9 protein-coding genes are annotated in these 13337 nt (G+C 59.8%); 6 read left to right on the forward strand and 3 right to left on the reverse strand.

Going from position 1 to position 13337, the window contains the following annotated elements; genetic code table 11:
- Window positions 1-28: 28 nt before the first annotated feature.
- Genes P8K07_18040 through P8K07_18060 form a run of 5 tightly spaced genes read left to right on the forward strand, consistent with a single transcriptional unit; the run spans window position 29 to window position 8816 of the window.
- Window positions 29-2797 carry a glycosyltransferase gene (locus tag P8K07_18040; protein ID MDG1960426.1) on the forward strand — a complete coding sequence of 923 codons (2769 nt, stop codon included), beginning with the start codon at window positions 29-31 and terminating at the stop codon, window positions 2795-2797.
- On the forward strand, window positions 2794-7122 hold the full coding sequence (locus P8K07_18045) for a glycosyltransferase (GenBank protein MDG1960427.1): 4329 nt from the start codon (window positions 2794-2796) through the stop codon (window positions 7120-7122). Before P8K07_18040 ends, P8K07_18045 begins: the two co-directional genes overlap by 4 nt.
- A 4-nt stretch (window positions 7123-7126) precedes the next feature.
- Window positions 7127-7702: a hypothetical protein gene (locus P8K07_18050; GenBank protein ID MDG1960428.1), complete on the forward strand. Its 576-nt coding sequence runs from the start codon at window positions 7127-7129 to the stop codon at window positions 7700-7702.
- Window positions 7703-7752: 50 nt separating this feature from the next.
- On the forward strand, window positions 7753-7974 hold the full coding sequence (locus P8K07_18055) for a hypothetical protein (GenBank protein MDG1960429.1): 222 nt from the start codon (window positions 7753-7755) through the stop codon (window positions 7972-7974).
- Complete coding sequence (locus P8K07_18060) at window positions 7974-8816, forward strand: YIP1 family protein (protein ID MDG1960430.1); 843 nt, start codon at window positions 7974-7976, stop codon at window positions 8814-8816. The genes P8K07_18055 and P8K07_18060 overlap by 1 nt, the downstream gene beginning before the upstream one ends.
- A 63-nt stretch (window positions 8817-8879) precedes the next feature.
- On the opposite strand, the gene P8K07_18065 is transcribed toward P8K07_18060, so the two are convergent.
- The gene (locus tag P8K07_18065; protein ID MDG1960431.1) at window positions 8880-9968 is read right to left on the reverse strand and encodes a Zn-dependent alcohol dehydrogenase; all 1089 of its coding nucleotides are present in this window, start codon (window positions 9966-9968) and stop codon (window positions 8880-8882) included.
- Between the two features lie 255 nt (window positions 9969-10223).
- On the opposite strand from P8K07_18065, the gene lspA reads away from it, so the two are divergent.
- Window positions 10224-10715 carry a signal peptidase II gene (gene lspA / locus P8K07_18070; GenBank protein MDG1960432.1) on the forward strand — a complete coding sequence of 164 codons (492 nt, stop codon included), beginning with the start codon at window positions 10224-10226 and terminating at the stop codon, window positions 10713-10715.
- 9 nt (window positions 10716-10724) lie between these two features.
- On the opposite strand, the gene P8K07_18075 is transcribed toward lspA, so the two are convergent.
- Both P8K07_18075 and P8K07_18080 read right to left on the reverse strand, forming a co-directional pair.
- Complete coding sequence (locus P8K07_18075) at window positions 10725-11198, reverse strand: twin-arginine translocation signal domain-containing protein (protein MDG1960433.1); 474 nt, start codon at window positions 11196-11198, stop codon at window positions 10725-10727.
- 105 nt (window positions 11199-11303) lie between these two features.
- Entirely contained in the window at window positions 11304-13331 is a 2028-nt protein-coding gene (locus P8K07_18080) for a hypothetical protein (protein MDG1960434.1), read from the reverse strand.
- Window positions 13332-13337 lie beyond the last annotated feature (6 nt).

The following is a 13337-nucleotide window of genomic DNA, read 5'->3' on the forward strand; positions in this document are numbered from 1 at the left end:
GCTGTGTTCTTCTCAGATGCGTATCGCCATGGCAGCACCACTCTACCTCCCCGATTTTCGGGGAGGTGCGATCCAGGTTTGCCGGAGTTTGTCCGCTCAGTTTCGTGAGGCAGGCCATTCCGTCTCGCTCCTGGTTGGTCGCGCCACACCTGAAGTGCCCGTTGGGGAGGTGCAGCGAGAGATCTGGGAAGGCTCGCCGCTTTGGCGGATCAATCTCGGAAGCGGGCTCGAGGCATTCTCGGCCCAGGGATATCGAAATCTCGAGGCCGAGCCTGCTTTTGCCGATTTCCTTGCCGAGGTTCGGCCCGATATTTTGCATGTGCATGGCCTTCAGGGATTGGGCATCGGACTTTTACAGGCAGCCTCGGTGGCAGGAGTCCCGATCGTGGTTACGTTGCATGATTGGTGGTGGTTTTGTCCATGCCTGTTCGGATTGTCTCCATCGGATCGAGTCTGTTCGATGCCGCTACGGCCCGAGGGCTGCTCCGGTTGCGATTCGTATGACTTCAAGGCTCGCCGTGAGGCTCTTGCAGCCGCCCTTCCTCTCGTGGATCGCTTTCTTGTGCCGTCAAATTTTCTCTACGACAGTTTTCTGGCGCAGGGTTTCCCGGAGGAGCGCCTCGAAATTTCGCCCAATGGCACGGCTCGACCGAGCAGCGACGCACCTGAAAAGGAGTCGCTCCCGGGAATTCTTCGGATCGGTTTTTTTGGCGGGGCGGGGAATCGAGAAAAGGGTCTGGCCGATTTGGGCGCTGCGATCCGCGAGCTTCCGATCGGGCGTTTTCAGTTTCTTCTCTACGGCGTTCCTCGCACGGACTTGGAGTTGCACCGTAGTGATGTCGTGCATCCACCTGCATTCGAACCAGTGGATCTTGATACCGTTTGCGCTGGTGTCGATGTTCTCGTCGTACCCTCGCGGATGCGCGAATCTTTTTCGCTGGTCACGCGAGAGGCCATGGTGCGAGGCGTGCCGGTCGTTGCGAGTGAGTGTGGAGGACCGGAAGAAGCAATCGTCGACGGAAGCAATGGATTTCGATTCCCCATCGGGGACTCGAGGGCGCTGGCCGCAATTCTGCAACGGCTGGCAGATGATCGACCCCTTGAGGCCTCTCTGGCAGAGGGGGCAAGCCGCTCTGCAGTTGAATTTCCCTCGATTGAAGATCAGGTGCGTCAAACCACCAGCCTCTACGATGAGGTGTTGCGCGAGAACTCTTGTGGCCGGTTTTCGCCGAAGAAACCGGCGCTGGAGGGCCTCCGCATCCTTTTCCTGAGCGCTTCTGATGGCGCACCGTTGCGCTACCGAGTGCATCATGCGGCCGAATCGCTGGGATTGATCGGGGTTTCTTCTCGGGTTCTGCACTATGCCGCACCTGAGGTCGACGAAGAGATGCGACACACGGATCTCATGATTCTGTTTCGGACGCCCTATGATGCGGCCGTGGAGCGGTTGCTGCGAAAAGCGCGTAAATATTATTTGCCGGTCGTCTTTTCTGCGGATGATCTGATTTTTCATCCTGAGTGGGTTCTGGATGCCCCGGCACTCGAACATGAAGACGGAGCGCTCGCGCAGGGCTTTCGAGAGTCGGCAATGGCGTGCGCTCGAACGGCCAGTTTTTGCGACGCCATTATCGGTTCTTCGCCCGGTTTGATCGCAGCCGCAGAGGATCTCGGGTTACCGGGATTTCTGTTGCGGAACTCCACGGGCTCTCTGCTGGAAGACATTTCTCAACGCTGCTCGACCGGCGCCGGGGACGCCCCGCGGATGGGATACTTTTCGGGCACAGATACCCATGACGGCGATTTGGCCGCCATCGCGCCGGCTTTGGCGGGGGCTATGAAGGAAATTCCGGCGCTGGGCCTGACGCTGGGTGGCCCCCTGCGGATACCTCCGATCTTGAGGCCGTTGGAGCACCGGATCGATCAGGTACCGCTGCTGGGTTGGAGTGAACTTCCGGCGGAACTCGCCCGGATGCAGGTGAATCTCGCACCTTTGGAAACTTCCGGACGGTTCAATGCCTCCAAGAGTGATGTGAAGTTTCTCGAGGCGGCTTTGGTGGGTGTGCCCACGGTGGCGAGTCCGAGTCCTGAATTCCTCCGGGGGACTCTGGACGGGCGGCTTGCTCGACTGGCAGATACGCTCCCCGCATGGGAGGAAACTGTTGTGGAGCTTGTGCGTTCGCCGCTACGTCGGCGCTGTTTGGGAGACTCGGCCAGGGCCGCGGTTTTGCGCGCGCGGGGTCCGTCGAGTGTTGCAACTGATTGGGGGGATTCCCTGCGCGAGATTCTGACAGGAGTTCCGCGTTCGGCTCTCGTTCCATCTGGAGCCCCGACGGGTCCGGACTATTCTCGGGTGGCGCTGGAGCCCGCTGGCCTCGTCACCGATATCGCAAATTTGTCTGCGATTTCCGGCGAGCCTCTTGGCGACCAATACCCATTGGTTCAGGAAATCAGCTGCCGTCTAAAGCGACCGCGCCGGATTGACGTCCGTTTTGGCACATACGGTCGAAAGAATTCTCATCAAATTCACATCGCGGTCTTCGACCCCACGGGGCAAGTCGTTGGCCAGCGTTCGGTTGCGGCCGAGTTGCTGGTCGATCGCGCCTTCGTGGACGTGCCGTTGGCCGAGGCAGATTTCGGCGGGGAGTTGCGGGTCGAGATTCGCAGCCAGGGTGCCGGGCCGGGTAATGAAGTACTGGTTTGGCGCTCCCCCCAACCTGCCGCAAGCCTGCGCGTTGGTGATCGACAGGTTTCGGGTGATTCCATCTCCTTTCGTGTGTTCTCCGAGGTGGACTCGTGAGAACACTTTTCCTGAGTTGGGACCGACTTGGTGGCTCGATGGCGGGATCGGCTATCCGCTCGCTGGAGCTGGCGCAGGCTGTTGCGCGTCGTGGGGTCGAGGTTGGTATTGCTGCTCCCTCCGGGAGTGAATTGCCGGCCGGATCTGATTTGCAGTTGATCCAATTCGAACAAGGCTCAGCTCCAGCTCCAGCTGTCGCTGAGGCCGACTCGGTTTTTGTACCGGGGCGCGTTGAGTTGATGCATGCGATCCGGAAGCCGATGGCGGTCGATCTATACGATCCGTTTGTTCTTTCGAATCTGGATTTCTTTGGCGAAGATTTCAATCGGGGCGGAGGGCGCGCTCTGCTGGCGTTACGCTGGTTGCAGCATCATTTGGTCAACGGAGACTTCTTTCTCTGCGCGAGCGAGACACAGCGTCATTTCTGGCTCGGGATGCTGGCCGCAGCCGGTCGATTGAATCGCGCAAACTACGAGGGCGATCCTCTTTTGCAGCGCCTGATGGGTATTGTCCCCTTCGGTCTTGCGTCCGAGAAGCCATCGGCCGAGGGGTCTGTCCTGCGTGGGGTGATTCCCGGGATCGGGGCATCGGATCGTATTGTGCTGTGGGCAGGTGGCATGTGGAACTGGGTCGATCCCGTCACTTTGGTCCGCGCCGGAGCGAAATTGCGTGAGACCCGCCCTGACGTGAAAATCGTACTTCTCGGAGCGACTCATCCGAACCCGGATATCGGGGAGATGCAGGTGGCACGCGAGGCAAGAGACCTGGCGCGCGATCTGGATCCACGCGGTGAGGGATTCTTTTTTCTCGATTGGGTGCCCTATGATCGCCGCCACCTATATCTGCTCGAAAGTGATGTGGGGGTGAGCCTGCATCGGCCGGGGATAGAGTCGGAATTCGCCTTTCGGACTCGCCTGCTGGATTACCTCTGGTGCGACTTGCCGATGGTGTTGACCGAAGGCGACGAGCTGGCCACAAAGCTCGAAGGAGCCGGGCTGGGACTTGCTGTGGGTGCCGGTGATGTCGCGGGAGTCGCGGCTGCCGTCGATCAGATCCTGGAAATGCCGCGGACGGCCGAGCGTCAGCAAGCCTTTCAAGAGCAACGATCAGCGCTGGCTTGGGATCGGGTGGCCGAGCCCTTGGTGGAATTTTGTCAGGCGCCGCGCCGCGCTCCGGATCGAGAAGGGAATGCATGGGTCGCCGGTATTTCTCGCGCGGATGTACCGCGCAAGGAAGCCGCGATGATCGCCGACGAATTCAACGGCACCGCGCGCTCAATCTCTTCGCCGCTCGGAGCCGACCATAGCTGCCGGCAGAAGTTCGCCGCTGCGTTTGACGGCTTGGCGCAGGTCGACGTTCTGCTCGGTCGGTCGGGTGCGCCGGAAGACGGCAACCTTGTCTTCGAACTCCGCCATCAAGGGGGTTTGGTGGCACGTGTTCTCATGTCGGTGCGGGATCTGACGGAGGAGGGTTGGCAACGCTTTGAATTCCGACCGATCCCGCATTCGCGGGGGCGCGAGTTTGAATTCTCGATTCGTGTGGCCGCGCATGACGGAGAAATTCTATGTGAGAGGGTCTGGGTCCAACATACAGATTATGGTGATGTGACCGCCGGCTCAGGCTGCCAGCCGGCTTTTATCGCGCGCTATCTGATTGATGGTGTCGCTCCCGAGACCGGGGTTCCGGAAGACGAATTCCTTTTTCTCCACAATACCAGCCTGCCGCTTTTGCCCGGAGACGAACTTTCCGAGAGTAAAAATTATTTCGCTTCCGGCGACGCGACCGACTTCGAGGGGATTCAGGCAGCGGTTGCTGAAGTGGCCTTGCGCGCGACTCGCGCCGAGGAGCGGGTGATCGGATTGGAATCACGCCTTGCCTCGGTCGCGCAGCACCGGGCCCATGTCGAAGTGCGCTACCGGGGATTGCTGTTTCCGATTTATTATGAGCTCCTGCGCTTCTGTCGCCTCGGCGCACATGGTCTTCGTGGCGCGATGCAGGGGATCCTGCTGACGCTTCTGGTTCTGATGGGCGTGCCTCTTGCGATTCTGGTCGGGATCGGAATCTTGCTGACCGACCTGATTTCCCGTGGCCGTTCGATTTCTTCGGACCCCTCAGATGCCGCGCGCGTGCGGTCCGGAGATCCGGTTTCGGTGGTGATCCCGACCTGGAACGGACAGGAGTTGCTGGCGATGAGCCTGCCGCCGCTGGCCGCCGCCATCGAAGAGCACGGCCACCCGGATGACGAAGTCCTCGTTGTCGATAACGCGAGTGAAGACGAGACGCTGGATTACCTGGCCTCCCTGCAGGAGAAAATGCCGTTCCTGCGTGTCGTACGCATGGAGCGCAACGAGGGTTTTGCAGGTGCCACCAATGAAGGGGCCCGTCAGGCACGCAACCCGGCTCTGGTCCTTCTGAACAATGATATGGTCGTGGAGCCCGATTTCCTGCAGCCTCTTCTGGACGCTTTTGATCAGGAGCCCGGCGTTTTCGGTGTTTCCAGCCAGATTGATTTTATCGACCCGGGCAAACCGCGATGGGAGACGGGCAAGGTTCACGCCGAGTTTGCGTGGGGGTGTGTGAAGCTCTTTCATCTGGACCGCTTCGAAGAAGATCTTCATTACCCTATTTTCTTCGCAGGGGGTGGAGCATCGGCCTACGATCGCAGCCGCTTTCTTCAGTTGGGTGGTTTTGATGAGGCGGTGTTTTCGCCGGTCTATATCGAGGACGTGGATCTTGGCTACCGTGCCTGGCGGCGAGGGTGGCCGTCGGTGCTGGCACCTGCCTCGCGCGTCCATCATAAACATCGGGGTACCACCCGACGTCGCTGGAGCGAGGCGACGATCCACTCGTTCTTTGTCAAAAACCTCGCGGCATTGGTGTGGAAGAACATTTCCTCCTGGAGGCTTTTGCTACCCCATCTGGCAGGCTTGACGATTCTGCCAACGCGAATCCTTGCCGAAATCGGCCCGGCAGCGGCCTTCGCTGCGGTGCGTGGGCTTTACCGGCAGGTGCCTGCCGTTCTGAAGGCGCGGTTTCGGGAAAATGCGGTATGCCGCCCGCTCTCGGATCGCGAGGTTTTCAAATTGTCGCGCTCGCGTGCTGCCTACCGTGGGCGGTTTCACCCCGAAGGGGAAGGGGGGCGTCCCCAGATATTGGTGATTTCGCCATACAGTCCCGTACCGGCGGTGCATGGCGGTGCGGTGCGGATCTCCAACCTGCTGCGCGAAATGGGCAAGCGGGCGGATGTGACGGTCCTTTCGCTGGCCGATACCGAAGCTGAGACCGACCCACGCAGTCTGGCAGAATTGGCGAAACTCTGTCGGGAGGCGCTGATCGTTCCTCGCGACACGGGCAGCAGTCGAGGCGGCTGGTTGGCTCCGACCAAATTGCGCGGCTTTCACTCGGCACGGCTCGCGGAGGAAATCCGGGAGTGCATGGAGCGCCGCTCGTTTAGCGTCGTTCAGGTGGAATACACACATATGGCTCATTTCCTTCCGCCACCGACCGAAGGCGTTCTGCGGGTATTGGTCGAACACGATGTCAGTTTCGTTGCTCTGGAGCGCGCGCGCCGGCTGCCCGGCTCGCTGTTGCGGAAGGTCGGCCTGTGGATCGATGGGTTGCGAACTTTTCGTCAGGAAATTCTTGCGGTTGAAAGTGCCGATCGCGCGATCACGATGAGCGAAAACGATCGCGATGTTCTCGCGAAATTCCTTCCTTCGGAGAATCTGCGCGTCGTTCCCAACGGGGTAGACTGTGCGGCTTTCCCGTTTCGCCCTCTGAGCGAAACCAATCCGGTAATTCTCTTTGTCGGATTCTTCCGTCATGAACCAAATGTCGAGGCGGCCCTCTACTTCGCGCGGGAAGTCCTGCCCCTGATCCATCAAACGCTACCGAACGCACGGTTTCGAATCGTCGGTGCCTATCCGCCGCCCGAAGTGCTGGATCTTCCATCTGTCGATGAACGAGTTGAGGTCGCCGGTTGGGTGGATTCAACCGCTTGCGAGTACCAAGCCGCCTCGGTGTTTGTGGCGCCGGTTTTGCGCGGCTCGGGGACCCGCTTGAAGATTCTCGAAGCGATGGCCAGCGGCGCAGCCGTGGTCTCGACCACGATCGGCGCTGAGGGTATTCTGGCCGGAAGTGGTGAAATCCGAGTGGCCGACGATCCGGATACTTTCGCAGAGGCGGTTTTGGAAACACTCGGAAACTCGACAATGCGCGAGGCGCAGGTGAGAGCAGCCCGGCAGTTGGTCGAATCCCGATACGATTGGGGCGCGATTGGTCGCGAGCTTTTTGCGGCTTATGGATTGGAGGAAGACGTTGAGTAGCTTGATGACATTCCTTCGTCCGATTCCGTTGTCCGGAGTCCAGCGGGTTTTGATCGTACAGACGGGATTGGGGAAGCGTCTGCCGAGACTGGTTGACCGTTGCCGCGGTTTGTTCAGTGATGCTCGTTTGGAAGTTCTTCTGCGTGAGGGGGATGCCTCCCTGCGCGACGAGATCGATGTGGCCGAGACGCGTGTCGCTCGATGGGAAGAGCGATATTCCTTGCTGCCCGATCTGCGCCGTACTTCCTATGATGTTGTGGTTTTGCAGGTGGGGGGCGCGACAAGCGAGCTTCGTCTTCTGCCATTTTTGCTGCGGACCCGTTCGATTGTGGCTTTCGACGAGGTGCTCGAGGCCCGGGCCGTGACCGTCTTCCGGTTGCCCGGTCTGATCGCAAATTTAGGCCTTTTGGGCGAAGACCGGACTCGTTTCGAGATGTTGCGCCGGGCCATCGCAAAGCTGACTGTGGTGCCGATCGTGAGCCTGCTGTCGATTTTCTTTCTTCTCGGCTCGAATGCCTGGCTGCGCTTGCGGCCTTTATGGCGTCGCCCCACGCGGCGGGTCGAGGGAGCGCGGGAGTGAATCACTCCAGCGTTGGCAGATGATCTCTTTCTGGGTACTGTTTTATTTTAGTGGCCCGAGTTCTTCTCTACACGCGCAGCGATTGCGTCCATTCTCGTGATTTGCTCGCAGATCTGGGAGCCGGCGAGGACATTGTCGAGGAAGTGAACCTCACAGATGAACCTCAGGCCATGACTGAGTTTCTCAAACTGACGAACGGTCGCAGAATCGTTCCGGTCGTCGTGCGGGGTGCGGTGATCACGATCGCGCCGGATGGTGGAACGGAGTTCTGATGGCAGATTATCACCTTGGGCGAGACGAGCAGGAGTTGGGTGTTTTCCCCGAGCACGAGATTCGGGAAGGTCTTCTGACGGGTCGTTTTCTACCCACGGACCTTGCCTGGATGGCGGGGATGACAGACTGGCAACCCCTCGAATCACTGCCGGCGTTTTCGCCGCCGCAACAGGAAACGATGCCTCCGGAAATGAACCAAGCGGCCCCGGAGGCCCAATACGGACCGCCTTTCGAGGACCGCGATACAGTAGGGTTTTTCACCGCGTTATTTACCACGATCAGTCTGGTGCTGACGCAACCTCGGGACACCTTTAGTTCCATGCGACGTGATGGGGGGTTTGGCACTCCCCTCTTTTTCCTGCTCGCCGTCGGTTGGCCGATGGTGATCCTGTCGACCACTCTCTTCTCGGATGGTTCGCTTCGTATGCTGGGAGAGTACGACTTCAGCGGACAGAGCTTCGATCGTGTTCTCGGGGGCCCCGGCTTTTTCGAGATCGCCTATCTCATGGGCTACCCGTTCATGGTGATTTTCGGCCAATTCCTCGGTGCGGCTATCACGCACGTCTGCCTGCTCGCAGTGGGTGGCGCCAATCATTCCTACGAGACGACCTTTCGGGTCAGTTGCTATACCACCGGTGCTGCTTCCGTTTTCCAACTCCTTCCGATTCTCGGACCACTGCTGATCTTGGTGTGGGGAGGCATCATTCAGGTGGTGGGTCTCGCGGCGGCTCACGGGACCGGACTCGGTCGAGTGGTGCTCGCATTGGTGATTCCGATACTGGTGCTTGTGACCATCGTTCTTGGTGGAGTCTTCGGCTTGAGCGGGAGCCTCTTCCAATAAAAAAAGGGCCGCACCCTTTCGGATGCGGCCCTTTTTGTTTCACGAGTGAACTCGGAGTGAAGATCAGTTGTAGGTGATCACTCCGCGAGCATTTTTGTTCGATTCCATGTCCTCGAAGGCCTTGGCCGCCTCGTCAATGGTGTAGGTGGCGCTGATCATATCATCGAGATTCAGCTTGCCCTGCTGGTAGAGGTTGATGAGCATCGGGAAATCGACGTGCGGGTTGGCATCGCCATACATGCTCCCCTTGAGGGTTTTGCCTGACATCGAAACCATCAGGGCATTGATCGGGAAACTGTCGGTCAGGCTGCCGACGCCCACGATCGTGGCGGTGCCGCCACGTCGGCAGGCATCGTATGTGGCTGACATCAGCGCGGGGGCGCCCACAGCCTCAAAAGCAAAGTCGACGCCGCCACCTGTCATTTCGTGGATGGTCATCACAGCGAGGCCGTCGCCACCATTGATGGTGTCGGTGGCTCCGAAGCTTCGTGCCATTTCGAGTTTGTTGTCGGCTAGATCGACGGCAATGATTTGCTTGGCTCCGGAAAGCTTGGCACCCTGAATGACCGAAAGGCCGATGCCGCCGCAACCGAAAACTGCGACCGTCGAGCCCGGAGTGACCTTGGCTGTATTAAAGGCTGCTCCCACGCCAGTGGTGACGCCGCAGCCGATCAGGGCCGCCCGATCGAAGGGAAGCGAGGTATCTGCCTTGACGCAGGCTGTGGCCGGCACGACGGCTTCTTCGGCCATGCAGCCGAGGAATTGCATGACGTTGAGGTCTTCGCCATCAGCGCCATGAACGCGGGCGGTGCCGTCGATCATTTTTCCGTGGGGTGCTCCCGCTTCGCAGAAAACAAAGCGACCGTTGCGGCATTCGTTGCAGGTGCCGCACTGAGGGATGAACGATAGAACGACGTGGTCTCCAACTTCCAGACCGGTGACGCCGTCGCCCAGCTCGGATACGGTGCCGGCGCCTTCGTGTCCCAGAATGATGGGGCTGGGCAAAGGTAGTACTCCGTTGATGACCGAAAGGTCTGAATGGCAAACGCCGGTGGCGCCCATTTTAATTTTCACTTCGCCCGCTTGGGGCGGATCGAGTTTGACTTCTTCGACCCCGTATTTTCCTTCACCTCGAAAGACGACTGCCTTCATTTTCATTTCCTCCGTCCGGGCAGGTGGCCCTGGTTAGATTTGTTCTAACCAAACGATCGTTGGCTTCGCACCCATGCCGGAATCCCCTGTTTTTGGGGTGTTGGGGCATCCGGATTTGACATCGAGCGCTGAGATGACAACCAAAGGGGTTGCGTCTAACCGTCGGTTGTCCCGAACAGGGGAAAGCGCAGCGCGTCAGGGAGCCATAGTTTGCAGAAAGAACAGGAAAGACCGGGGGATGGCCCGGGGAAATATCTGTTGGTGGGGTGCATCGCCGGTGTGATCGTTCTCCTCGATCAGTGGACCAAGCTCTGGGTGGATGCGGACATGCGCCTCTATCAGTCCATTCCGGTGATCGATGGGTTTTTCTCTCTCACCTATGTGCGGAACAGTGGGGCCGCCTTCAGCATGTTTGCCGATTTTCCGGCATCCTTCCGGAAGCCCTTTTTCATGGTCGTCACGATTGTTGCGGTGGTCGGGATAGGCTGGTTCACCCGAACGACGCCACGCGAGGACAAGCTTACGCTGGTCGCCTGCGGTTGTATTTTAGGAGGCGCTCTGGGGAATGCGATCGATCGTCTCGCCTATGGCTCGGTGATCGATTTTCTGGACGTGTTTGTCGGTGATTGGCATTGGCCGGCGTTCAATGTCGCCGATGCGTTTATCACAACCGGAGTCATTCTTTTGCTGTTGGCAGGGTTCTTCGTGCGTGGACCGGAGGATCCTGCAGAGGGTTCGTCCCATTAGGCGATTCGGTCAGGAAAGTTTCACCTGATAGGCCAATGTCTTGCCGTTCTCGATTCTTTCGCGACGGGGACGAAACAGGCCCAGCCAGGAAATCCAGTACTTTGCACTCCAGGCTTCGCCGAGCGTATCGACCAGGTCGAGGTCTTTGATGCGGGTGGCTTCCCCGATGATTTCCGGACCGTCGGCTTGGCCGACACGTATCCGGACCGGGCCGCTTTCCTTCAGGCGCTTGCCTTTGAAGCTGTCAGGCGAACAGGTGAAATAGATCGTGTTCTCATTATACCAGAACCAGATGGGAGCCTGACTGCTCCAGGAGCCATCTTTCCGGCGGGTTGATAGATAGATGAGATCATCTTCCTGCAGGCCTTCGGTTTGTGCTGCTGTGCCGCTTCGAGCGTCTGCGTCGCCAATTCCGAACCATGGAGCCAGAGTGGCCATGAGGCCGACAGAGGAGGCAGTGTAGAGAAAATCCCGTCTTTCCATAACGACAAGCGTAGCATTTCGAGACGGGCGGTTGCGAGATCTTTGGCAAGAGATTCTTGCACCGTTTCACTCCCGAGTGGAGTGTCCTACTGCTCTCAGCGAAGTTCAGGGCGCTGGTGCCACCCTGATGGATTGAATCGCAAGGGTGAGTGATGGGTCGGATTGCAGGGCAAGCCGGGCGGTGTAGCGTCCGGGGGCCTCGGGAAGAGCGAGTCTGAGAGCAGTATGTCCATTTCCTCCTCGGGCGACAGCGACTGGTAAAAAGCCGACCAGTAGATGCTCGGCGACCAATCGACCCCGAAAGTCGAAGAATTCCACCCTCAAGGGAGTTTCGGTCTCGGGGGCAGGGTGGCGAAAGTTGGACTGCCCCCGAACCTGAAGCTCGAAAACCAGCAGGTCCTCCGGGCCGGTCAGGTTGAGGGTTGTCGTCGAGGGTTGATTCGACTCGAGAACGTCAAAGTTCTCGGCAACGGGAAAATTGCCCTGCAGTCCAAGGAGAAGGTGGCCGGAACTTTCCGCTCGCGTGGTCAGTCGCCCGCCGGCACCTCTGCTGCGGGCAAGATTTCGGAGAAATTGCTCATAGGCCTCTGCGGAGAGATCGTGTTTGTGGATCAGGATGTTGCCGAAGCCGAGAGTGGCCAACGCTTCGGCCCCCGCGGGTTGCGCGAGTTCGGCGGCGAAAGAGGCGAGGGGTTTGGCTGGATCCCGACCGTCGATGCTGCCTGTGGTCGTTGCGCGACGATGCCATGCTGCGGTGAGGTGGCGGTGCGCGGCGCGATCGGGGATTCCGGTCGGGAGATCGAGGATCGCCCCCGGTTGCACCTGTTGCAGAAGCTGGGCTTCTTCGAGCGGGGGGCTCAGGAAGCTGACCCGGCGCGCCTGAGCCGGAGCGATAGAGATGGGATTGAGCGGGTAGAGAAGGTTGCCGAGGATCAGGCCGGTGAAAAAAATCGCTCCCCAGATCCTTTGGGTGATCGGGGAATGCACTCGCTCGAGGATGGCCAGGGAACCGAAGGCGGCGAGCAGGCACCAGCCAAAGGGGAGCAGGAGCCGCAGGCTCCAGCGCAAGGAATTTGCTTCCGGAGCGCGTCCCTCCAGCCAGCTGCCCGGCAGTTCTTGCCGCAGGCCGTCGCCAATTGAAATTTCATCGGCAAGAGCGAGGGGCAGCACGAGGAGCGCTACGAATATCAGCAGGCGGGGGTCGCCGAGTCGGCCCTTGTAGGCGCCGCGGGTCCTGTCCATGATGCCGACGGCGGCCAGGCAGGCAATGATCAGGCCGGGACCGGCCAGGCCCCCAGGCATGAACGCCCAAAGTTCATCGGCCTGGAGGGACGGGTAAACCAGGGTTCCGGGGAGTACGAGTGCGGGGCCGAAGGCTGCTCGGAGAGCGATCAGAAGTGTCAAGCAAGCGGATAGTCTCCCCAAGGTGCTTCGTTCGTGGGGCCGCTGATGCAGGACGAGGAGTGCGCTCACGACGATCGCAGAGACCGCAATCGGCAGAGGAGCGAGGGCAAGGGGAAGGGTTAGTCCGGCCAGCACGAAGAAAGCGGGCCCTGCTTTCTCCCTGACGACCCATCCGGTGGCCAGAACGGTCGCGGGCAGAAGGGGACTGAGGAGGAGGAAGGTGGAGGTCGGATCGAGCAGCACCGCCGGTGGCAGGGCGTATCCAAGCCCGGCAATACCAGCAGCGATCGGATTGCCCGTGCAGATCCGGCAGAGCAGAAACATGGAGATGAATGTGAGCCAGGGAATGAGGACGGCCGCCATATTCCAGGCCAGAACGGGCTCTCCGAGAGCGACTGCGGGCGCGGCGATCAAGGAAGCAATGGGGCCCGGGGTATCCGCCGGAGCGCGGTTGACTCGCGGATACCCGGGCCAGGCGGCCGGTTGATTGCCTGGGGACAGGATTCGTTCGGCGCCTGATGCGAGCAGGCTGAACTGCCGGATTTCGCTGCCGGGTTCTCCGTTTCCGGTGAGGATGACACTCGTGGGGGCACGCATTGACGGGCTTGCGAGCGCCAGAAACAGGGCGAGCGCCGCGAGGAGAGAGCCCCTCCCCGGTAGAAAGGATCGAAGCCCGCCCGGGTGGCCGAGGATTCCGGCGGGCGGTGAGTTTTTCTTGCGAGGACTCATGATAAT

Source organism: Candidatus Binatia bacterium, assembly GCA_029248525.1.
Lineage (GTDB): Bacteria > Desulfobacterota > Binatia > UBA12015 > UBA12015 > UBA12015.

Excerpts from the sequence above, each read along its gene's own strand:
- P8K07_18065 (MDG1960431.1), bottom strand. The coding sequence starts at position 9,968 with ATGAAGGCAGTCGTCTTTCGAGGTGAAGGAAAATACGGGGTCGAAGAA.
- P8K07_18040 (MDG1960426.1), top strand. The coding sequence starts at position 29 with ATGGCAGCACCACTCTACCTCCCCGATTTTCGGGGAGGTGCGATCCAG.
- P8K07_18075 (MDG1960433.1), bottom strand. The coding sequence starts at position 11,198 with ATGGAAAGACGGGATTTTCTCTACACTGCCTCCTCTGTCGGCCTCATG.
- P8K07_18060 (MDG1960430.1), top strand. The coding sequence starts at position 7,974 with ATGGCAGATTATCACCTTGGGCGAGACGAGCAGGAGTTGGGTGTTTTC.
- P8K07_18050 (MDG1960428.1), top strand. The coding sequence starts at position 7,127 with ATGACATTCCTTCGTCCGATTCCGTTGTCCGGAGTCCAGCGGGTTTTG.
- P8K07_18080 (MDG1960434.1), bottom strand. The coding sequence starts at position 13,331 with ATGAGTCCTCGCAAGAAAAACTCACCGCCCGCCGGAATCCTCGGCCAC.